Here is a 21284-nt window from a genome sequence, read left to right on the forward strand (position 1 = left end):
ATGGATGTGATCTTAACTGAAGGCCTAGTGACATGGTTGCTCATCTTCTCCAGATTAGGTGCCATGCTGATGCTGGTTCCACTGTTTGGAGCTACCAATGTACCTATGCAGGTGAAAATTCTCTTCACCGGTTTTCTAGCACTTATCTTTTATACTTCTGGACAATACGAAGTCGGGATCTCGCTTACTAGATTCGATGTGATCACCACAGGAATCATTTTTGAGATTGTCAACGGACTATCCATAGGTTTTGTTGTGGTGGCGATCATGAATGCGGTGTATATCGCGGGTCACATCATCGATATGGATATGGGATTTGCCATGGTAAATGTAATCAGTGCTCAGGATGAATCAGAAATGCCGATCACAGCCAATTTCTACTATTTGCTCATCATGATCATCTTCGTAACGATGAACGCGCATCATCGTATGATTGAGGCTTTTATCAGGTCGCTTCAGATAGCCCCTCTCGGTATCTTGTCATTTTCGGGTTTTACTGTAAGCACCTATTTTGAGTTGATCAAAGAAACATTCATTATCGGTTTTCAAATGGCCATGCCTGTCATTACGACAATCATGATCGCAAATATCATCTTAGGCATGCTCGCAAAAGCAATGCCGGGAATGAATGTATTTATGGTGGGAATGCCCTTTAAGATTCTCATCGGTATCTTTACGATTTATATCGTTTTTCCTGTGACTGTGAAAATGATGGTTCATTTACTCGACAGGTTGATGTATTATATGGAGCAAGTCCTACTATTTATGCGGTGATCATATGGCTTATATAAAATATAATCTACAGTTCTTCCAAGGTGAGAAAACCGAACAGGCAACCCCTAAAAAGCGACGAGAGTCAAGGGAAAAAGGACAAGTAGTACAGTCGAAGGATATCGGTTCTTCAGCTGTGCTACTTGTCGTGTTTCTCGTGATCTCGTTTTTTTCTGACTATTTTGTAGAAAAGATCTACGGCATTTTTTTTTATGTAATGGAAATGGCATCGAATACCGGCAATGGTCTCTTACCAAGAGATGTCTTGTCATTGGGCAACTACATGATTTTCACCCTAATCACGATTATCGGACCATTACTGCTTGCAGCACTCATAACCGGGGTTCTTATCGACTATATGCAGGTAGGTTTCCTATTCACGATGGAACCTCTAAAATTCAAGCTTGATAAGATCAATCCGCTAAAAGGGTTTAAGCGACTTTTTTCACTAAAGTCAATGGTTGAGATGATTAAGTCTATCCTAAAGGCTGGTGGAATACTGATTCTTAGTTATCAGTTTGTAGCCAATAGGCAAAATGAGCTGATGGAGGTCATGGGATTTGGAATCGAGGCCTCGGTCGCCATGCTATGGTCATTCATCTTCGGCATCGTTTGGAGAGCCGCAGTTTTTCTATTTGTGATTTCTATCTTCGATTTTATCTATAAGAAATGGGAAAACAACAAAGAACTTAAGATGTCAAAACAAGAAATCAAAGACGAATACAAGCAAATGGAAGGTGACCCGCAAATCAAATCAAAAATTAGGGAGAAGCAACGTCAAATGGCAATGAGCCGAATGATGCAAGATGTTCCGGGAGCCGACGTTATTATTACAAATCCTACACACTATGCCGTCGCTTTGTTGTATAATAGAGAAGAGAGTATGGCACCTAAAGTTGTTGCCAAAGGTCGCGACCTTATCGCTCAGAATATCAAGAAGATCGCAAAAGAAAACGATGTGCCTGTCGTTGAGAACAAACCACTCGCAAGATCGCTATATGCAGCTGTAGAAATCGGTGAATATATTCCATCGGAGCTATTTGAAGCTGTGGCCGACGTTCTTGCCTATGTCTATAAACTAAAAAACAGGAGTAGCTGATGAGATTTACTGATATTCTAGTTCCAATAGTAATTGTTGGAATCATAATGCTAATCATTATCCCTGTGCCGAGTTCTTTTATCGACTATCTGTTAACGGTGAATATCGCAACCGCCTTATTGATACTGTTGATTTCGATGTTCAATCAAGAACCGTTGCAGTTTTCCATATTTCCATCATTGCTGCTTGTTACGACCGTATTCCGGCTAGCGCTCAATATATCGACTACAAGACTTATTCTGACTGAAGCCAATGCCGGAGGTGTTATCGACGCCTTCGGAAATTTTGTTATTCAAGGGAATGCCATAGTCGGATTCATCATTTTTGTCATCATCATCATCATTCAGTTCCTGGTTATCACCAAGGGTTCCGAGAGGGTATCCGAGGTTGCGGCGCGTTTTACACTGGACGCGATGCCGGGTAAGCAGATGGCGATTGATGCGGATTTGAACTCAGGACTGATTTCTGAAGCGGATGCTAGATCCAGAAGGACAAAAATTCAAAGGGAAGCGGACTTCTACGGGGCGATGGATGGTGCCTCGAAATTTGTAAAAGGGGACGCTATCGCAGGTATTATCATCACGGTCATCAATATTGTCGCCGGTTTCGTTATCGGTGCAGTTAACTTCAATTTGACGCTTTTACAGTCCCTTCAGCGATTCACCATTTTAACTGTCGGTGATGGACTTGTGTCACAAATACCGGCACTGATGATTTCTATCGGTACCGGTATTGTCGTTACCAGAGCGGCCTCGGAAGGCAGCCTGGCAAGAGACATGGTGGATCAGCTTTTTGCCACACCTGTCGTTTTGATGATCGTTTCAGGAGTGCTATTTGTCCTTGGACTTTCTCCACTGCCTACTGTTCCGCTTTTCGCTCTTTCGGGATTCTTCCTTTACATCGGTCTGACGCTAAGATCAAGCGCTAAAAAGACTTCGCTTGAGGAAGAGGGAGGCGAACCGGAGGACCAGGGATCTGAAAGTGAAGATATGAGGCGACCTGAAAATATCATTCCATTACTGCAGGTCGACCCTATCGAACTCGAGTTCGGATATGGAATCATACCACTTGCCGATCCCAACCAGGGTGGCGATTTATTTGACAGACTTGTAATGATCAGAAGGCAGATCGCTCTCGAGTTCGGTGTGATCGTTCCGATGATCCGTCTTAGGGACAACATACAGCTTGAACCGAATCAATACAATATTAAGATCAAGGGAGCAAGCGTGGCTTACGGTGAAATCCTATTTGACCATTTCTTAGCGATGAGTCCAGGACATGTCGAAGGGGAAATCGAAGGTGTCGATACGATTGAGCCTGCATTCGGACTTCCGGCAAAATGGATACGTGGTGAAGACCGGGAGAAAGCCGAGATACTAGGCTATACGGTAGTGGATCCATCTTCTATCATCTCGACCCATCTGACTGAAATCATCAAAAGGCACACTCATGAACTGCTTAGCAGACAAGATGTCAAGCAGCTGATTGAAAATGTGAAGGAAAACAACGATACACTTGTCAACGAGCTGATACCAAGCTTGATGTCCATTGGAGATGTTCAAAAGGTACTTGCAAACCTGTTAAGAGAATTTGTCTCGATCAGGGACCTTGTAAGCATACTGGAGACTCTAGCGGATTACGCGAGTGTCACTAGAGATACCAATGTTCTTACAGAGTACGTCAGACAAAGTCTTAAAAGACAGATTTCAGGTCAATATATTCAAGGTAAACAAGCGAAAGTGATCACGTTGAATCAGGACCTTGAGGATCTTTTGATGTCATCCATCAAAAATGGAGAAAACGGAACTTATATCGCTTTAGATCCGAGGACGACGAACGGTATTATCAACAGCTTGGCTGTTGAGATACAGAATCTGCTGTCTCTGGGAGAGCAACCTATCGTTTTAACAGCACCTATCGTAAGATTCTATTTTAAACAATTAACCGAAAGTACTATTCCCGATTTAATCGTTTTATCCTATAACGAAATCGAGGGAGACATCGATATTCAATCAGTTGGGGTGGTGAGCATATAATGAATGTGAAACGATATATCGCAAAAGATGTTCAAGAAGCGATGCAAAAGGTAAGGCTGGAGATGGGCCGCGACGCGGTTATTCTTCACACGCGAAAGATCAAGCAAAAAGGGTTAAAGGGCTTATTTACTAAACCACTTGTTGAAGTCGTGGCCGCTGTCGACGAATCGGAAAAACAGGCGAAGATGGCATCTATTCAAGCCGCACTTGAAAAAAAGAAAGAACTCGATAGAATCAGGGAAATCGAGGAAGAAGAATCCTTAAAGAAGGAAGTAAAGAAAGATACAGGCGAAATCCTACTGCTTAAAGAGCAGATGGCTACTATCACGTCTATGTTGAATACTGTGATCGATAAGGTAAACAATCCATCTGAGGTGCGTGTCGAAGAAGCTGTCGTTCAAAAGAACATCGACCATCCGCTTGTAGAACGGTTAAAGAGCAACGATGTCACTGAAAGCGTCACCGACAAAATCATGTCGATCGCGAAAAGACAGATTACCATGAGTGATAAGAATGATCCTGCGATTAAAAACGCCTTTAGGATCATTATCAGAGACATGATCGGTCTTCCTTATAAAATTGAAGATCCCAGCGATGGGCAAAAGGTCTACTTTTTTGTTGGGCCTACTGGTGTTGGAAAAACAACAACACTAGCAAAAATCGCAGCGAAGCTTTCCTTAGTGGACAATAAGAAGGTGGCCCTTGTCACTGCCGATACCTATCGTATCGCCGCGGTAGACCAGTTGAAGACATATAGTGAGATCTTAAGCATTCCACTTGAGGTGATCTATGAACCGACTGAACTACAGCCGATGATTAAGAAACACAAGGACAAGGATTATATTTTGGTGGATACCGCTGGTAGAAACCATAAGAGCGAAGCCCTTGAAAAAGACCTTTCAGGTTTGATCGGACAATTCGATACCGCTGATATTTTTTTGGTGATCAGTCTGACGACAGGGTTTAAGGATGTTCAGAGCATTCTCAACTCGTATAGGTTTTTAAATGATTACAAACTCATTTTCACCAAGCTGGATGAAGCTGAGTCTTATGGAAACATATTAAATGCAAAGGTTGCAGCAAATAAACCGATTGCGTTTGTCACCAACGGTCAGAGCGTTCCAGATGACATTGCGGTTGCAGACGGCGAAAAAATTGCTGACTTACTACTAGGTGACGCAATATGAAAGATCAAGCGCAAAGATTAAGAGAACTTATTCAAAATACAAGAGCTTCTAGAAACTCGATTGAGAAGGCGAAAAACACCAATAAGAAAAACGACGCGAGAGTCATTGCGATCTCGAGCGGCAAGGGTGGAGTAGGTAAGACAAACGTCACCGTCAATCTAGGGATAGCGCTCAGCAAACTGGGTAAAAGAGTCACTATCATCGATGCGGACTTAGGTCTTGCCAATATCGATGTGGTCTTGGGCCTAGTACCAAAATATAATTTGTTCCACATGCTAAGAGATGGCAAGACGCTTGAAGAGATAACCGTATTCGGTCCACATGACATTCAAGTGATTTCTGGAGGTTCTGGCGTGATGGATCTTGTTAACCTCGCAGACGAGGAAATAGCAGTGCTTATCGACAGCTTTGAGACGCTTAACGAAACTGCGGATTACATCTTGATCGATACGGGGGCCGGGATCAACAGGTCCGTGATGTCCTTTATCGAGGCAAGTCATGAAGTGATCATGGTTGTCACACCCGATCCGACAAGTATCACAGATGCCTATGCCGTCATTAAGAATATTGCCATTACCGATAAGGCTATACGGGTGATTATCAACAAGGCGGAATCAAACAAGGAAGGATTTGAAGTTTTTCATAAACTAAATTCGGCCACACATAAGTTCTTGAATCTTGAACTGGAAAGCTTAGGTTTTATTCTGGATGATCCGAATGTCAAAAGAAGCGTCAAGGTTCAAAAACCGTTTCTTGTAGGATATCCCAACGCTTTGGCTTCAAAAGGGGTTGAGCTGATCGCATACAACCTGGACCATGATAGCCATTACGTAAGTAGCATGAACTCTTTTGGAGTGTTTATTAAACGTTTGTTTACGTCTATTTAACTAACGGAGGCGCTTATGTCAGATGGATTTTCAACGATGCTTGAAGAAGGCGCTACGCTTTATGCGGAAATTTTCATAGAAGATACTAAACAGAAGCTGAAGTCAGAGATTCTTGAGATTGTCAATGACAACAAGGTCATTATCTCGTGTCCGATTTATAAAATGAGACTGATTCAATTAAACGTTGGGGAAAGATTTCGATTTGAATATCAGAACCCTGAGAGCGGATTGTTTCAGTTTGTAGCGCTTGTTGTGAACAAAGATAAGCTAGGACCGATTGTCAGACTGCATCTGTTGAAGGTCAGCAATGTAAAAAAAGAGCAAAGACGTGAGTTTTTCCGTTTACCTATCATCGAAAATGTTATACTTAAAGTTAAGATAGGCGAAACAACAGAGACCTATATCGACAGCGGTAAAAAGATTGAAGTGATCGTTCCTGAATTCGAAGAATATGTAGCGACCGCACTTGACTTAAGCGCAGGTGGTTTGAAGGCCATATCCAAGATACCCATAAGTGTCGGAACCCCCATCTACTCTAAATTTGAACTGGATGGATCGGCTTATGAACTTGAAGGTACTGTTTTAAGGTGCTTTAGGATAGAAGATGTGGTTGAACGCTATGAATTGGGTATAAAGTTTAAAAATATAGAAAATACGACACAAACTAACCTGATCGCTGTCATATTCAATAAGCAGCGTAAAATGTTGAAAAAGGGAATGATCTAATGAAAAAAATTAAAGTTTTAGTTGTAGATGATTCAGCTTTTATGCGAAAAGTCGTTTCAGACATCATCAATGCCTGTGACCATATCGAAGTTATCGCCACTGCTAAAAACGGCAAGGAAGCATTGGAGCTTCTTAAAACACTTAAACCCGATGTGGTCACAATGGATATAGAAATGCCTGTCATGGATGGTCTAACAGCCCTTGAAAAGGCGATGGACACGACTCCAGTGCCGATTGTCATGCTGAGCAGCTTGACAAAAGAAGGTGCCGATGCCACGCTAAAGGCTCTTGAGCTTGGCGCTGTCGATTTTATCACAAAACCAAGCAGCGTCTTTAAAATCAATGCTGACGATGTTAAGACTCAACTGATAGAAAAACTGGAAATAGCATCTCGGATTCGTATTCCTAAAAAGAGAAAGCAAGTTTCAACGGATGTTATCAGACCCAAAACCAGCCGTTTTGTCGGTCATAACGATATTAGGAAAATCATCGCTATCGGGACATCTACAGGTGGTCCCAAAGCGCTTCAGTCAGTTATTCCACTTATACCGAAAAACATCGATGCGCCTGTGCTTATCGTACAGCATATGCCACCTGGATTTACAAAATCTTTGGCGGAACGTCTGGACAGCATGAGTGCGATCAGCGTTAAAGAAGCTGAAGACGGCGACATGCTCCAACCGGGCTGGTGTTATGTTGCACCAGGGGACAAGCACTTACGTGTTGTAAGGGATGTGAAGGGCTTTAGAATCGCTTTAGGGTCAGACGGCCCCGTAACAGGGCATAGGCCTTCTGCTGATGCAATGTTCGATTCACTTGCTCAACTTGATCTACACAATATAGTCGGGGTGATTATGACAGGTATGGGCGCTGACGGCGCTAAAGGCCTTGTCAATATAAAGAAAAACAGAAATTTTGTTATCGCACAAGATGAGGATTCCTGTGTCGTGTTTGGTATGCCGAAATCGGCGATCAAGCTTGATGCAGTTGATAAAATAGTATCACTTGAAAACATTACAGATGAGATCATCAAAGCTATGGAGGTGTAATCAATATGGATATGAGTCAATACATGGAAATCTTTATTGATGAGTCAAAAGAACACTTGCAACACATGAACGAGATACTGCTGGTTTTAGAAAACAATTTTGAAGATGTGAACTTGTTGAATGAGATTTTTAGAGTCGCACATACCATTAAGGGCATGTCAGGTACGATGGGCTTTACAAAAATCGCTAGTCTGACACATGAGATGGAAAACGTATTACATATCTGTCGAAGCAGGGAGATGGCGGTGGATAGCATTATCATCGATATCTTATTTGAGTGTTTTGACGGACTTGAAGAGTATATCAACAATCTGATCAACACCGGTCAAGAAGGAGAACTTGATACATCCGATCTTGTGAATCGATTGAAGTTTATCGCAAAACACAAGACGACCGACGGTTTGACTGGCGACACAGCAGCTAAACCAACAGAAGCCATTCAAGAGGTAGCTTCGACTCAAAGCGAAACTGAGTTTCATTTAAATACAAGCGACATCTCTCCAAGTTTGATTTCAGAGGCAAAACTTAGCGGCCTTCAGGCAATAAAGGTGAAGGTGATCTTAGCTGAAACCTGTATGCTACGAGCAGCACGCGCCTTTATCGTCTTCAATACACTCGAACAGTTCGGTGAAGTCATTAAATCCCATCCGTCTGCAGAAGATATTGAAGATGAAAACTTTGAGTATTCGTTTGAACTGCTCTACATGACCAAACTCGATCCAGAAACTACCATCGCTGAACTAATGAAAATTTCAGAGATTGAAAAAGTGATAGCAGAAGTGGTGGGGATCGGTGAGTTCTCCTACGATACCTATGAAGATGAATTTGAATCAGACGTTGAAGAAGTCATGACAGCGTCTAGCAATGAGCCCGGCAGCATGGCAAAAGCTCAATTGCAGCCTGCAGGCAATGATAAATCTGGCGCGAAAGAGAACGATAAGGCGAAGACAAGCAAGACCGTAAGAGTGGATATCGATAGACTTGACAACTTGATGAATCTTGTCAGTGAGCTGATCATCATCAAGACTAGGCTTGATGATCTTGATACTCTCGAGTCGAAGCAGAACATGTCTGAAGCTGTGGAATACTTGGAAAGAATCACTACAAGCCTTCATGATGCTGTAATGAAAGTTAGAATGGTACCTGTTGAAAGAACGTTCAACAGATTCCCTAGAATGGTCAGAGACCTTGCGAAGGAACTTGACAAGTCGATCAAACTTAACATGAGCGGCGAGGAAACTGAAGTAGATAGAACCGTTATCGATGAAATCGGCGATCCGCTTATTCACCTTATCAGGAACTCGATCGATCACGGAATTGAAGGCATGCAGGATAGAGTCGCAGCTGGAAAAGACGAGACGGGAACGGTATTCTTAAGAGCTTATCCGGATGGCAATTCGGTTGTCATCGAAGTTGAAGATGACGGTAACGGCATCGATCCAAGTAAGATTTCAGCAATCGCTATTTCAAAAGGACTGGTAACGGCTGATCAAGTGGATATGATGAACGACCATGACATCATCAACATGCTATTCTTGCCTGGATTCTCAACAGCTGAGATCATTACCGATTTATCAGGCAGGGGTGTCGGTCTTGATGTTGTAAAAACAAAAATTGAAGCACTCTCCGGTTCAGTTGAAGTGGACAGCGTTATCGGCAAAGGTTCGAAGTTTACGATCAGACTGCCTCTGACACTTGCAATCATTCAGGCGCTTATGGTCAACTTGGGCAATGAGAAATACGCGCTGCCTCTTAACAATATCAGGATTATCACTACAATTGAGAAGAAACAGATCAGTATGGTTCAAAATCAGGAAGTCGTATTATATAGAAATCAGACCTTGCCTCTAGTTCGTCTGCCTGAAGTCTTAGAAGTTCCTGGTGCGAATAGGGATAGTGAGACACTGACAATCGTAATCGTCAAAAAAGGTAATCAAGAAGCAGGACTAGTTGTTGATAGTCTAATTGGACAGCAGGAGATTGTTATTAAATCGCTAGGTAAATACTTAGGTGGTGTTAGGGCAATCGCAGGTGCGACTATTTTAGGTAATGGTGGCGTTGCACTGATTGTAGATCCAAACCAGCTATTCTAGGAGGCATAGGATGAATGATATTAGAGAATTTGTAATCTTCAAGTTAAATGGCGAACACTACGGCCTTAATATCCACAATGTCGAGAACATTGAAAAGCAAGTGGAGATCACGCGTGTTCCTCATACAAAAGGTTATATCAAAGGTGTGATCAATTTAAGAGGAAATGTGATTCCAATCATTGATTTACGTGAAAGGTTTTCGCTAGCACCAAAGGAAGCGAATGACGACACGCGAATCATCATTATGAATCAATCCGAACTTAAGATTGGTATGATTGTCGATTCATCTTCTGAAACTTTGCAGCTGAACGAGGAGAACATCGATCCCGCTCCTTCTGTAAAGGCTTCTGTAGAGGATGATTTTATCAAAGAAATTGGAAAGCATGACAATCGTATTATCATGTTGTTGGATATTAAGAAGGTTTTAGGACTTATTGACGAGGAGTAATCCGGGGGCTAGCATGTCAGACTATTTTGATCGAGTGAATAACAACGTAGTACTTGATGTACTCAAGGAAATTGGAAATATCGGTGCTGGTAACGCAGCGACAGCACTTGCTAAAATGATTAATAAAAAAGTGGATATGACGGTTCCAAAGGTTAATATCATGGATTTTGCCACCGTGCCGGAAATGCTTGGTGGCGAAGAGACAGAAGTGTGTGGAATTTTCTTTAAAATCGAAGGAGATATGGATGGAACCATCATGTTCGTTCTCAGTTCGGTTTCTGCACACACGCTTATCAATCTATTGATGCCTGGAATGGGTACTGGTGAATTCGATGATTTTAGCTTGTCAGCGCTACAAGAAATCGGCAATATTTTATCAGGTTCCTATATATCTTCACTTTCGATGCTGACGGGGCTCAACATTCAGATATCCATTCCTTCACTAGCTGTAGATATGGCGGGCGCTATCCTTAGCGTCCCTGCCATCCAGTTCGGACTCATCGGTGACAAGATACTGATTATCGAGAATGACTTTATTGAAGAAATGGGAGGAGAGTCTGTTCAAGGCTATTTCTTCTTGATACCTGATATTGACTCTTATGAAATTATGTTCAAGAGTCTTGGAATCGAGATATGAGAAGTTTGATAAAAGTCGGAATGGCGGATTTGAAGGTGACTAAAAATCCGGGTGTTCTGACAACTTTAGGGCTAGGATCATGTATAGGAATCTGCTTATATGATCCGATTTCGAAAGTTGCAGGAATGGCACACATCATGTTGCCCGATTCAACGGCAATCAGAAATAATGCAAATCCTGCGAAATTCGCAGATACTGCCATGGTCATCATGCTTGATGACATGGTGAAAAACGGTGCAGTCAAATCAAGGCTGGTTGGCAAAATCGCCGGCGGCGCTCAAATGTTCTCTTTTTCCAGTAAAAATGATATGATGAAGATAGGTGAAAGAAATGCTGAGGCTGTCCGCTCACTGTTAAGGGAGTTTAAAATACCATTAAAGGCGGATGATACCGGTGGAAACTTTGGTCGTACCATTGAGTTCGATTCGGATAACGGAGCATTATTGATTAAAACAATCGGACATGGTATTAAAGAACTGTAGGGGAACTCACATGTCAATGGATAAAACCTGGATCAACTACAAAGATAAGCATGATAAATCAGCTAAAGACGAACTTATTGTCCATTATGTGGAATTGGTTAAAATTATTTCAGGACGGTTGTACACGGATTACAATCATCATGTAGAATATGATGACCTGGTCAGCTATGGAATCTTGGGACTTATTGATGCCATTGAAAAATTTGATTATACGAAGAATGTGAAATTTGAAACTTATGCCAATATCAGAATACGTGGTGCGATCATAGACCAATTGAGAAATCTTGATTGGGTGCCTCGAAGCCTAAGGCATAAGTATAAAAGATTGGAAGAAGCGATGGACATGCTTCATAACGAAGGTGGAAGCGATTACACCGACTTTGAACTTGCCGATAAGCTGGAAATGACGATCGATGAATTAGGTAGATTCTTGAGCGAGGTATCCACGTTCTCTATCGTCTCACTTGAGGAAAAGTTTGAAGAGCATGTCGGATTCGACATCAAGGCTGACTATAAAGACTTCGAGCCTGAGAAATCGCTCGATGTGAAGGTTATGACGCAATTACTCAAAGAGGGAATCGACACACTTCCAGAAAGAGAAAGGTTAATCATCAGCTTGTATTATTATGATGAACTGACTTATAAGGAAATTGCTGCGGTTTTAGGCATTTCCGAATCTCGAATTTCACAGTTACATACAAAGGCGATTGCACGCCTTCAAAATATCTTAAAAGATTGATCGTCTGAATTGTAAGATTCTATGATGATGATCTTCTTTTGATGTTCAATAAAGGGTACAGGGGGATTTATGAGTAAAGTCACTAGCGGTATAAACAGCACCGGGCACGAGATCATCGTCAACGTTTCCAACGACTATTATCAGGCGTTTATTACGATCATCGTTCACGATGCGGATACGGTAATTAAGATGGACGAGCTTACTGAAGCGCTTAAGAAAAAGAACATTACTTTCGGTATTGACAATAACGCCTTGGATAAAATCATTCAAAGTCCCACTTTGGCGGAAAACGTTCTCGTAGCTCAAGGGAAACCCCATGTGAATGGTATAGACGGCGAGATCACCTATAACTTCAATATGGATATGAAAGCAAAACCGACGATGAACGCGGACGGTAGTGTGGATTTTAAGAACATGAATTTTCTACAGACCTGCTTCAAGGGGGATGTTTTAGCGACAAGAACGATGCCCACAGAAGGAAGTCTCGGCATGACGGTTACCGAAAAGAATATCCGTCCTAAGCCAGGGAAAATCGTGAATTTCAAGTTTGGTAAAAATATTGAGCAGACCGAGGACGGCTTATCGATTGTAGCTACAGAAACCGGTTCGATCCAGCTTGAAGGCGAAAGAGTAAGCATCATCAAAGTACTTGAAATCAAGGATGATGTCGGTATAAAAACTGGAAATATCGAGTTTAGAGGTAAAGTCATCATCAATGGCAATGTGACGACCGGTCATTCGGTAATTGCGGATGATGAAATCATCATCAACGGGATTGTAGAAGGGGCTACGGTTAAAACCACAGGCAACTTGTTTATCAACGGTGGAGTTCAGGGTCACGACCAGGCCGAGCTCAACGTTGGTGGAAACTTGGTCTCGAAATTCTTGAACAACGCAAACATCTATTGTAAGGGTAATATCGAAGCGGATGCGATCATGCATTCTACAATCAATTGCGACGGTTCGATTGTTGTTACGGGTAGAAAGGCCTTGATCGTCGGTGGCGAGATCAATGTCAGATACAACATCACAGCAAGAGTGATCGGTTCTGAGATGGGAACGATGACTAAACTCAGGATGGGTGTAGATTCTACGGTGATGAACGAATATCAGAAGCACCTAGAAGAAGTAAAGGATATGAAAGAGACGATCACGAAATTGAGCCAGGCATCACGAATGCTTAGAAAGCAATTTGACCAGACTAGGAATCCTGAGATCAAAGCGATGCTTGATAAGACAGAAATTTCGAGAACAGACTATACAAGACAGATGGCGGAAGCCTCGCAGAAGTTGAGAGATGTGACTGATCTAATTGAGACACTAAAGGGTTCACAGGTCAAGTCCAATGAAATCTTCCCAGGTGTGAAAATACGCATGGGTAATTCATATTACAATGTCAAAGCGAGACTTGATCATGTGATCATTAAACGAGATGAAGGCGATATTAGGGCAGTTTCTTATTAATTGGAGGATCTTATGCCGATTAGACCGATAGACATGCAAGTTTTAATTCCCAAGGCAATCAAAATCGATCATGCCAAACCGTCTGTCGTCAACAAAGCGGCAAATGCACTTCAAACTGTTCAGGCTGAGCAAGAGGCTCAACGTGAAATCAAGCAAAAGAAAGTGAATCAACTGGAGCGGCGTGAACCCACAAAAGTGAAACGCGATCTGGAGCAGGATCAAAAGAAAAAGAAGAACAACGATGCTGACAAAAAGAAAAAGCGCAATACGGCTAAGCATCTGGACCTGAAGATATGATGGAGTATAGTCTCATACTCATAGGAATCGGTCTGGTAATCGCAGGCCTATACCAGATCACTAGATTCCTAATGGACTTTTCATCAAAACTTGTCTTGCTCGATGAAGTGATGGGAACAGAAGGATTTGACGACTACCAAGCGCTCAGGTTGGAGCTGGATGAGTTGAACTACAGCTATTACGAAATTTTGAGCGATTTGGAGGAAAGAATGTCATTACTTGAGGATTCAAGAGCGCTTGACTCCTCTTCAGTGGAAAGGCAAAGTCCCCTTCAAGTCGAAGCGGAGTCTAATGACCTTGTTGCCGGCGTCAGCGTAGACAGCTCGGTTAAGGAAGAAAAAACAATGATCCAGAGCTTGATCGATCAGGGGTTTGGCGATGCGGAAATCGCTAAGATCTTAAATGTCGGTACGGGCAAGGTGGCCTTGATTAGAAAGTTATACCGTGGTTAAAGATAAAGATCGACATTCGATGTTGAATTTATACTTGATGCGTGATATACTAATACAGTTGAGTCAAAGGGACTTAAACATGCACGTATCATAATTTACAGTCGGGTGCCAAAAATATTGGTTCGCTGTAGAGATGATTGATACGGAAGAAAAACTCGGAGGTGCAAGAATGGCAGTAGTATCAATGAAACAACTACTAGAAGCTGGTGTACACTTTGGTCACCAGACTAGAAGATGGAACCCAAAAATGGCGAAGTACATCTTCACAGAAAGAAACGGTATCTACATTATCGATTTGCAAAAAACAACAAAACAAATCGATAAAGCTTACAAACAAATTAAAGATGTTGCAGCTGAAGGCGGAACAGTTCTATTTGTAGGAACTAAGAAGCAAGCTCAAGAAGCAATCGAGCAAGAAGCAAGACGTTCTGGTCAATACTTTGTAAGCCAAAGATGGTTGGGCGGTATGCTTACTAACTACGCTACAATCAAAAAATCAATCGATTTACTATTCAAACTTGAAAAACAAGAGTTAGACGGTACTTTCGAAAAATTACCTAAAAAAGAAGTTCTTGAGCTTCGTAAGCGTAAAGAAAGACTAGAGAAGTTCTTAGGTGGTATCAAACACATGAAAAAACTTCCTGACGTACTTTTCGTTGTTGACCCAAGAAAAGAAAAAATCGCTATCAATGAAGCAAGAGTTCTTGGTATCCCAGTAATCTCTATCGTAGATACTAACTGTGATCCAGATGAAGTTGACTTGGTTATCCCTGGTAACGACGATGCTATCCGTGCTGTAAAACTTATTACTGGCGCAATGGCTAACGCTGTTATCGAAGGTAGACAAGGCGCTCAAGATGAAGAAGCGGCTGCACCTGTTCAAGAAACTGCAACTGAAGCTTAATTAAAACTAAAATACTGAAAAGCGAGAGGTTACTCTTGCTTTTCACTTAAAATAGGAGGATTCTCATGGCTGTAACAGCTCAAATGGTTAAAGAACTGCGCGAAATCTCAGGCGCAGGCATGATGGATTGCAAAAACGTATTGGTTGAAACAGATGGTAACATCGAAGAGGCTATCAAAGTACTACGTGAAAAAGGCTTAGCAAAAGCTGCTAAAAAAGCTGGTAGAATCGCAGCAGAAGGCGCTGTAATTTCTTACATCCACGGTGGTAGAATTGGAGTTCTTTTGGAAATCAACTCTGAAACAGATTTCGTTGCTAAACTTGACGAGTTCCAGACTTTTGCTAAAGACGTTGCTATGCAAGTAGCTGCAGCAAATCCTAAATTCGTTAGACGTGAAGAAGTTTCACAAGCTGACCTTGACGCTGAAAGAGAAATCTTAAGAGCTCAAGCGCTTAACGAAGGAAAACCAGAAAAAATCATCGATAAAATGGTTGAAGGCCGTATCGAGAAATACTACAAAGAAAATTGTCTTTTGGAGCAACCTTTCATTAAAGATGGCGACAAAACAGTTAATGAACTATTGATGGAAAAAGTAGCTAAAATCGGCGAAAACATCTCTATCAGAAGATTTGTTCGTTTTGAAGTTGGCGAAGGTATCGAAAAGAAAGTTGAAAACTTTGCAGCTGAAGTTGCAGCTACGATTGCCAATAAATAAAAAAACAGGGAGCACACAATGTGTGCTCTTTTTTTGAGAGTTTTTTTAGTGAATTTACGGTATAATAGGATTAAAGCGAATAATGATTGGAGGAATCTGGGTGAATGCAAAATACAAACGTATACTTTTAAAGCTTAGTGGTGAGGCTTTAGCAGGTGATAAAGGAACAGGTATCGATCACGAAGTGGTGATTAAGGTTGCCGAGCAGATCAAGTTTCTTATCAACAACGGAATTGAAGTAGCTATCGTCATAGGTGGAGGCAATTTCTGGAGAGGCAGAACCAGCGAGGATATGGATCGCGGAACAGCCGACTACATGGGAATGCTTGCAACCGTCATCAATTCTTTAGCAATTCAAGACGCACTTGATAATCTTGATGTTCCATGCAGGGTTATGAGCGCGATAGAGATGAGACAGATCGCCGAGCCTTACATAAAGAGAAGAGCCAACAGACACCTTGAAAAGGGTAGGGTCGTAATTTTCGCAGCAGGAACAGGAAGTCCTTTCTTTTCGACAGACACAACTGCTGCGCTTAGAGCTGCGGAGGTTGATGCCGAAGTCATCTTGCTTGCTAAGAAAGTGGACGGCGTCTACAGTGCGGATCCGAATGTGGATCCTACAGCGATTAAATTTGATAAGCTGACATACAAGCAGATCATCGATCAGGGCCTTGGTGTCATGGATCAGACTGCGGCTACGCTTTGCATGGAAAACAATATACCGATCATGGTTTTCGCACTTAAGGATACAGACAATATAAGACGCGTTATCGAAGGTGAATCAGTAGGGACAATAGTGAAGGGAGAATTTTAATGCACGTTCAAGTACACGATGAAATGAAAACAAAAATGACGAAAACAGTAAGTGTTTTAAAAGAAGAATTGATGTCGATTCGCGCCGGTCGCGCAAATCCTCACATTCTTGACCGGGTCATGGTTTCTTATTACGGTTCCGAAACGCCACTAAGTCAGATGGCGAACATCTCGGCACCAGAACCAAGGATGATTCAGGTTCAACCTTATGACACGACGGTTATCTCCGATATCGAACGTGCGATCATGATGGCCGACCTTGGCATCAATCCATCGAACGACGGCAAAATGATCCGAATCGCGATGCCTATCTTGACAGAGGAACGTCGTAAGGACCTTGTGAAGATGGTAAAGAAAATCGGTGAGGAATCTAAAGTGGCTCTGCGAAACGAGCGAAGAGAAGCAAACGATAAGCTTAAAAAGCTGAATAAGAACAATGAGCTGACTGAGGATGATTTGAAGAGATCAGAAAAGGAAGTTCAGGAGACAACAGACAAGTTCATGAAGGAAGTTGATGAGCTGGTAGTCCGTAAAGAAGCTGAGGTTATGGAAGTATAACCTCTGTGCATATACAGCCGCTGCGTCCAGCACGCAGTGGCTTGAATTTTAAGGAGATACAATGTTGAAGCAAGTGAATTCAGCGCCACTTCATGTGCCTGAGCATATCGCCATCATCATGGATGGTAATGGAAGATGGGGTACATCTAGAAACCTTCCACGGGTAGCCGGTCATAAGGCTGGCGGAGATACGCTTAAAAAAATTGTAAGAGCAGCTGGCGAACTCGGAATTGGACATTTGTCGGTCTATGCATTTTCTACTGAAAACTGGACTAGGCCTCAGGATGAAGTAGACGGTCTCATGAAACTCCTGGTCGAGTTTTGCAAAAGGGAAGTCCCTGAACTTAAAAAGACAAATACTCGAATTAAATTTGTCGGTGATATAGATAACATGCCTGACAAGCAAAAGAATGCTGCCAGAAATGCCGAAAAGGACTTGGAGGCTTGCACGGGCATGCAACTTAATGTATGCCTCAATTATGGCGGACGAGGTGACATCGTTCATGCGGTCAAAGAAATTGTGAAGGCAGGTTATAAGGAATCTGAGATCACTGACGAGCTTGTGGCAAGCCACTTATACACGCAATCTATTCCTGATCCGGATCTACTGATTAGAACAAGTGGTGAATACCGTATCAGCAACTACTACTTATGGCAAGTCGCTTATAGCGAATTCGTATTTGTAGACAAATATTGGCCTGATTTTACAAAAGAGGATCTTGTGGCTTGCATTGAAGAGTACAATCTAAGGACGCGTAGGTTCGGTGGAATTTAGGAGGAATTATGACTCAATCATTTAAAAGTAGGTTGATCAGTGCCATAGTTGGTGGCGCCTTGATCATCTTTTTACTTATTGTAAAAGGATACTTTGTAATTATACCTGCATCGATCTTAGCGATTATCGGAGTCTTTGAGTTTCATAAGGTGTTTGAAAAGGTTCAAGTTAAACCGATGTATCTTACAGGCATCCTTTTATCCCTCGGAGTGATACTTGCATATCTTTTATATCAACCTGCCTATTTCAGTTATCTGATCGCAGGTGGAATTCTGTGCTTTTATAGCATATTGGCGTATCATGTGTTTTCTGAGCATCACATTCTTGATGTGGTGGTCAGTATTTTCAGTATCTTGTATGTTGTCGTTCCATTCATTCTAATCATGGAGCTTGCTAAGCGCGACGACTACTTCATTTGGCTGGTTTTCATCCTTGCATTTTCTACAGATACCTTCGGATATGTCTTCGGCAAGAAGTTCGGCAAACGCAAGTTGACGGATGTAAGCCCTAAAAAGACGGTAGAAGGCGCGCTAGGTGGCGTTTTAGGATGCATCTTATCCGTAGGTGTTTTCAAGCTCCTTGTCATGCCTGAACTTACTTGGATTGCGGTCTTCCTACTCGCTAGTACAGGATCTGTGGCATCTATCATCGGTGATTTGACAGCTAGTAAGATCAAACGCTTTACAGGTGTGAAGGATTTTGGAAAACTCATTCCAGGACACGGAGGCGTACTTGACAGGTTTGATTCGATCTTGTTTACTGCCCCTGTCATCTATATTTTCACTTGGTTTCTGACTTTGAATTAATAGGTATTTTAACATTATGAAGTGTAAGACAGGCTGCTCCTTTGAGTGGCTTTTTTTATAGCTGGCTTTTAGGCTTTACTTCACATAGTAGTACGCTTATTTTTGTGCCTGTCAAATTAGATGCTGAAATAAGTTCTTGATTAAAGTATAATAGTATTCAAGCGAGAAAAATAAGGAGCAATTATGAAACTAGCTATTTTAGGATCAACAGGTTCCATAGGAACCCAGGCACTGAATATTATCGAAAATCAAAACATAAAGGTATCGGTCTTGTCCTGTTCTAGGAATGTCGACCTGATACTTGAGCAATACAAAAAATTTAAACCGGAATGGATCGTCATAGAAAATTCACAAAGTTATGAGAAAGTTAAACTGGAGTTATCTCAGGAACCGGTCAAGATACTATGCTCACTTGAAGGACTCATCGAGGTCGCTCAAGTCGCAGACTATGACGTGATGTTGACTTCTGTAGTCGGAGCTGTTGGTCTCAGACCGACAATCGAAGCTGTGAAAAGAGGAAAGCGTATCGCACTTGCCAATAAGGAGACCTTGGTTGTTTTCGGCGAGCAGATCATGAGACTTGCCGCTGAGACAGGTAGTGAGATCATTCCTGTGGATAGTGAACATAGCGCCCTTTTTCAAGCGCTTCAAGGCAATTCCTATTCTGAGATTGAAAAATTGATTTTGACAGCCTCAGGCGGACCTTTTAGAGGACGCAGCAGGGATGAGCTTTTGGGAGTCACCAAGCATGAGGCTTTACGACATCCCAACTGGTCTATGGGAGCAAAAATCACAATCGATTCATCGACATTGATGAACAAAGGTCTTGAAGTGATTGAAGCCCGGTGGTTGTTTGGCATCAGAAGCGAAGCGATCGATGTGGTGGTTCATCCGGAAAGCATCGTTCACAGTTTAGTACAATATGTGGATGGTTCGGTGATGGCCCAGATGGGACTTCCCGACATGATGCTACCGATTCATTACGCGCTTCATTATCCCAATAGGATCAAGACTGACCTTGCAAGACTTGATTTGGCTGAAATCGGCTGTTTGAATTTTTCGAAGCCTGATCTGAAGACCTTCCCATGTCTGCAACTTGCCTATGACTCGCTTGAGGAAGGCGGAAGCAGCAGCTGTGTCTTAAATGCGGCCAATGAAGTACTCGTTGAGAAATTTCTAAAGGAAGAGATCGGATTCTATGACATACCAAGAGGTATTGAAATGGCAATGTCTAAGATCGACCTGGTTAGAAATCCTGATTTAGAAACCGTTTTGAGCATCGACAACGAAACCCGCTCGTTTATACGTACTCTAAAATTTTGAGGTGAAATAAGTTATGTTGACATTTATCAGTTTTATTTTTGTTTTTGGTATGATTGTATTCATCCATGAATTCGGTCATTTTCTGCTCGCTAGAGCTAACGGAATCTTTGTTAAGGAGTTTTCCTTAGGAATGGGTCCTAGGTTGTATAGCAGACAGGGAAAAGAAACCTTGTACAGTATCAAGGCTTTTCCCATAGGCGGTTCTGTACAGATGATCGGCGAGGATGAGGAATCCGATTTGCCGAATAGTTTTGGACAGAAGGCCGCATGGAGAAGGTTTACTGTCATCGTCGCAGGTCCTGTGATGAATTTTGTACTCGCGATCTTCCTTTTATTCGTGATCAGTCTGTCGATCGGCTTTCAAACGACTACCATTGGGGAATTCGTAACCGGTTTACCTGCCGGTGACAGCACCTTAAACGTAGGGGATGAGATCATCGTCGTCAACGACACGAAAATCGAGGCTTGGAACCAGTTGACTGTGGCGATCAACGAATCTGGTGGCGAGCCTGTAAGGATACAGACGATAAATAACGGAAAAATTGCTGCTCATGACATATTGCCGATCTACAATGAAGAAGAAGACAGGTATCTTATAGGCATCGTACCTACTGTGGAAAAATCCGTGCTTAAGGCGATGGATTATTCCCTTACGACGACTGCTGAACTCACAAAGATGATACTTGAGTTTATCCCTAGACTTGTTAGTGGACAGGAGTCAATGCAGAATGTCGCCGGTCCTGTTGGAATAGCAAAGGTAGTCGGTCAGGCGGCCAGCATGGGACTTGCCCCATTACTGACCTTTACGGCGTTTATCTCGATCAACCTTGGAATCATGAACCTGCTGCCTATTCCTGCGCTTGACGGCGGAAGAATTCTTTTGATCGCCTATGAGATGATCTTTAGACGCAAAGTCAATCCTAAGATTGAAGAACGAATTCATTATGTGGGCTTCTTGTTGCTGATGGCACTTATGGTCGTTGTGCTCTTTAATGACGTGTTCAATTTGATACGAGGCTAAC

General features: G+C 42.2%; 23 protein-coding genes. All 23 read left to right on the forward strand.

Features of this window, described 5'->3' with window-relative positions:
• The 23 genes from fliR (at position 1) to rseP (ending at position 21283) form a co-directional block, all read left to right on the forward strand.
• Complete coding sequence (gene fliR, locus DWB64_RS08350) at positions 1–774, forward strand: flagellar biosynthetic protein FliR (RefSeq protein ID WP_129487767.1); 774 nt, start codon at positions 1–3, stop codon at positions 772–774.
• A gap of 4 nt (positions 775–778) precedes the next feature.
• Positions 779–1870 carry a flagellar biosynthesis protein FlhB gene (flhB, locus tag DWB64_RS08355; RefSeq protein ID WP_129487768.1) on the forward strand — a complete coding sequence of 364 codons (1092 nt, stop codon included), beginning with the start codon at positions 779–781 and terminating at the stop codon, positions 1868–1870.
• Positions 1870–3906, forward strand: coding sequence for a flagellar biosynthesis protein FlhA (flhA, locus tag DWB64_RS08360; RefSeq protein WP_129487769.1), 2037 nt, complete (start codon positions 1870–1872; stop codon positions 3904–3906). Before flhB ends, flhA begins: the two co-directional genes overlap by 1 nt.
• The gene (flhF, locus tag DWB64_RS08365) at positions 3906–5093 is read left to right on the forward strand and encodes a flagellar biosynthesis protein FlhF (protein WP_129487770.1); all 1188 of its coding nucleotides are present in this window, start codon (positions 3906–3908) and stop codon (positions 5091–5093) included. The genes flhA and flhF overlap by 1 nt, the downstream gene beginning before the upstream one ends.
• Positions 5090–5980 carry a MinD/ParA family protein gene (locus DWB64_RS08370; RefSeq protein WP_129487771.1) on the forward strand — a complete coding sequence of 297 codons (891 nt, stop codon included), beginning with the start codon at positions 5090–5092 and terminating at the stop codon, positions 5978–5980. The genes flhF and DWB64_RS08370 overlap by 4 nt, the downstream gene beginning before the upstream one ends.
• A gap of 15 nt (positions 5981–5995) precedes the next feature.
• Positions 5996–6706: a flagellar brake protein gene (locus tag DWB64_RS08375; RefSeq protein WP_129487772.1), complete on the forward strand. Its 711-nt coding sequence runs from the start codon at positions 5996–5998 to the stop codon at positions 6704–6706.
• Positions 6706–7755: a chemotaxis response regulator protein-glutamate methylesterase gene (locus tag DWB64_RS08380; RefSeq protein WP_129487773.1), complete on the forward strand. Its 1050-nt coding sequence runs from the start codon at positions 6706–6708 to the stop codon at positions 7753–7755. The genes DWB64_RS08375 and DWB64_RS08380 overlap by 1 nt, the downstream gene beginning before the upstream one ends.
• 5 nt (positions 7756–7760) lie before the next feature.
• Entirely contained in the window at positions 7761–9848 is a 2088-nt protein-coding gene (locus DWB64_RS08385; protein ID WP_129487774.1) for a chemotaxis protein CheA, read from the forward strand.
• Positions 9849–9858: 10 nt separating this feature from the next.
• Positions 9859–10296: a chemotaxis protein CheW gene (locus tag DWB64_RS08390; protein WP_129487775.1), complete on the forward strand. Its 438-nt coding sequence runs from the start codon at positions 9859–9861 to the stop codon at positions 10294–10296.
• A gap of 13 nt (positions 10297–10309) precedes the next feature.
• Entirely contained in the window at positions 10310–10933 is a 624-nt protein-coding gene (locus tag DWB64_RS08395; RefSeq protein WP_129487776.1) for a chemotaxis protein CheC, read from the forward strand.
• Positions 10930–11415: a chemotaxis protein CheD gene (locus DWB64_RS08400; RefSeq protein ID WP_129487777.1), complete on the forward strand. Its 486-nt coding sequence runs from the start codon at positions 10930–10932 to the stop codon at positions 11413–11415. The genes DWB64_RS08395 and DWB64_RS08400 overlap by 4 nt, the downstream gene beginning before the upstream one ends.
• A gap of 10 nt (positions 11416–11425) precedes the next feature.
• Positions 11426–12154, forward strand: coding sequence for a sigma-70 family RNA polymerase sigma factor (locus DWB64_RS08405; protein ID WP_129487778.1), 729 nt, complete (start codon positions 11426–11428; stop codon positions 12152–12154).
• Between the two features lie 69 nt (positions 12155–12223).
• Entirely contained in the window at positions 12224–13618 is a 1395-nt protein-coding gene (locus tag DWB64_RS08410) for a DUF342 domain-containing protein (RefSeq protein WP_129487779.1), read from the forward strand.
• Between the two features lie 12 nt (positions 13619–13630).
• Positions 13631–13915, forward strand: coding sequence for a hypothetical protein (locus DWB64_RS08415; RefSeq protein WP_129487780.1), 285 nt, complete (start codon positions 13631–13633; stop codon positions 13913–13915).
• Positions 13912–14367, forward strand: a complete 456-nt coding sequence (locus DWB64_RS08420) for a DUF6115 domain-containing protein (protein WP_129487781.1) — start codon at positions 13912–13914, stop codon at positions 14365–14367. Before DWB64_RS08415 ends, DWB64_RS08420 begins: the two co-directional genes overlap by 4 nt.
• 169 nt (positions 14368–14536) lie before the next feature.
• Complete coding sequence (rpsB, locus tag DWB64_RS08425) at positions 14537–15271, forward strand: 30S ribosomal protein S2 (RefSeq protein ID WP_129487782.1); 735 nt, start codon at positions 14537–14539, stop codon at positions 15269–15271.
• A gap of 65 nt (positions 15272–15336) precedes the next feature.
• The gene (gene tsf, locus DWB64_RS08430; protein ID WP_129487783.1) at positions 15337–15987 is read left to right on the forward strand and encodes a translation elongation factor Ts; all 651 of its coding nucleotides are present in this window, start codon (positions 15337–15339) and stop codon (positions 15985–15987) included.
• 100 nt (positions 15988–16087) lie between these two features.
• Positions 16088–16801, forward strand: coding sequence for a UMP kinase (gene pyrH / locus DWB64_RS08435; RefSeq protein WP_243118961.1), 714 nt, complete (start codon positions 16088–16090; stop codon positions 16799–16801).
• Entirely contained in the window at positions 16801–17358 is a 558-nt protein-coding gene (gene frr, locus DWB64_RS08440; RefSeq protein WP_129487785.1) for a ribosome recycling factor, read from the forward strand. Before pyrH ends, frr begins: the two co-directional genes overlap by 1 nt.
• Before the next feature lie 61 nt (positions 17359–17419).
• Positions 17420–18133: an isoprenyl transferase gene (locus DWB64_RS08445; RefSeq protein WP_129487786.1), complete on the forward strand. Its 714-nt coding sequence runs from the start codon at positions 17420–17422 to the stop codon at positions 18131–18133.
• An 8-nt stretch (positions 18134–18141) separates the two neighbouring features.
• Positions 18142–18939, forward strand: a complete 798-nt coding sequence (locus DWB64_RS08450) for a phosphatidate cytidylyltransferase (protein ID WP_129487787.1) — start codon at positions 18142–18144, stop codon at positions 18937–18939.
• A gap of 183 nt (positions 18940–19122) precedes the next feature.
• The gene (locus DWB64_RS08455; protein WP_129487788.1) at positions 19123–20262 is read left to right on the forward strand and encodes a 1-deoxy-D-xylulose-5-phosphate reductoisomerase; all 1140 of its coding nucleotides are present in this window, start codon (positions 19123–19125) and stop codon (positions 20260–20262) included.
• Positions 20263–20275: 13 nt separating this feature from the next.
• On the forward strand, positions 20276–21283 hold the full coding sequence (gene rseP / locus DWB64_RS08460; RefSeq protein WP_129487789.1) for an RIP metalloprotease RseP: 1008 nt from the start codon (positions 20276–20278) through the stop codon (positions 21281–21283).
• Position 21284 lies beyond the last annotated feature (1 nt).

This window comes from Fusibacter sp. A1, from assembly GCF_004125825.1.
Taxonomy (GTDB): domain Bacteria; phylum Bacillota; class Clostridia; order Peptostreptococcales; family Acidaminobacteraceae; genus QQWI01.

What these genes read in the sequence shown, in the direction of transcription:
- frr (WP_129487785.1), top strand. Translation starts at nt 16,801, where the DNA reads ATGCACGTTCAAGTACACGATGAAATGAAAACAAAAATGACGAAAACA.
- DWB64_RS08380 (WP_129487773.1), top strand. Translation starts at nt 6,706, where the DNA reads ATGAAAAAAATTAAAGTTTTAGTTGTAGATGATTCAGCTTTTATGCGA.
- rseP (WP_129487789.1), top strand. Translation starts at nt 20,276, where the DNA reads ATGTTGACATTTATCAGTTTTATTTTTGTTTTTGGTATGATTGTATTC.
- DWB64_RS08420 (WP_129487781.1), top strand. Translation starts at nt 13,912, where the DNA reads ATGATGGAGTATAGTCTCATACTCATAGGAATCGGTCTGGTAATCGCA.
- flhB (WP_129487768.1), top strand. Translation starts at nt 779, where the DNA reads ATGGCTTATATAAAATATAATCTACAGTTCTTCCAAGGTGAGAAAACC.
- DWB64_RS08395 (WP_129487776.1), top strand. Translation starts at nt 10,310, where the DNA reads ATGTCAGACTATTTTGATCGAGTGAATAACAACGTAGTACTTGATGTA.
- DWB64_RS08410 (WP_129487779.1), top strand. Translation starts at nt 12,224, where the DNA reads ATGAGTAAAGTCACTAGCGGTATAAACAGCACCGGGCACGAGATCATC.
- DWB64_RS08390 (WP_129487775.1), top strand. Translation starts at nt 9,859, where the DNA reads ATGAATGATATTAGAGAATTTGTAATCTTCAAGTTAAATGGCGAACAC.
- flhF (WP_129487770.1), top strand. Translation starts at nt 3,906, where the DNA reads ATGAATGTGAAACGATATATCGCAAAAGATGTTCAAGAAGCGATGCAA.
- DWB64_RS08415 (WP_129487780.1), top strand. Translation starts at nt 13,631, where the DNA reads ATGCCGATTAGACCGATAGACATGCAAGTTTTAATTCCCAAGGCAATC.
- DWB64_RS08445 (WP_129487786.1), top strand. Translation starts at nt 17,420, where the DNA reads ATGTTGAAGCAAGTGAATTCAGCGCCACTTCATGTGCCTGAGCATATC.
- fliR (WP_129487767.1), top strand. Translation starts at nt 1, where the DNA reads ATGGATGTGATCTTAACTGAAGGCCTAGTGACATGGTTGCTCATCTTC.
- DWB64_RS08385 (WP_129487774.1), top strand. Translation starts at nt 7,761, where the DNA reads ATGGATATGAGTCAATACATGGAAATCTTTATTGATGAGTCAAAAGAA.
- flhA (WP_129487769.1), top strand. Translation starts at nt 1,870, where the DNA reads ATGAGATTTACTGATATTCTAGTTCCAATAGTAATTGTTGGAATCATA.
- DWB64_RS08455 (WP_129487788.1), top strand. Translation starts at nt 19,123, where the DNA reads ATGAAACTAGCTATTTTAGGATCAACAGGTTCCATAGGAACCCAGGCA.
- DWB64_RS08375 (WP_129487772.1), top strand. Translation starts at nt 5,996, where the DNA reads ATGTCAGATGGATTTTCAACGATGCTTGAAGAAGGCGCTACGCTTTAT.
- DWB64_RS08405 (WP_129487778.1), top strand. Translation starts at nt 11,426, where the DNA reads ATGTCAATGGATAAAACCTGGATCAACTACAAAGATAAGCATGATAAA.
- rpsB (WP_129487782.1), top strand. Translation starts at nt 14,537, where the DNA reads ATGGCAGTAGTATCAATGAAACAACTACTAGAAGCTGGTGTACACTTT.
- DWB64_RS08370 (WP_129487771.1), top strand. Translation starts at nt 5,090, where the DNA reads ATGAAAGATCAAGCGCAAAGATTAAGAGAACTTATTCAAAATACAAGA.
- tsf (WP_129487783.1), top strand. Translation starts at nt 15,337, where the DNA reads ATGGCTGTAACAGCTCAAATGGTTAAAGAACTGCGCGAAATCTCAGGC.
- DWB64_RS08450 (WP_129487787.1), top strand. Translation starts at nt 18,142, where the DNA reads ATGACTCAATCATTTAAAAGTAGGTTGATCAGTGCCATAGTTGGTGGC.
- DWB64_RS08400 (WP_129487777.1), top strand. Translation starts at nt 10,930, where the DNA reads ATGAGAAGTTTGATAAAAGTCGGAATGGCGGATTTGAAGGTGACTAAA.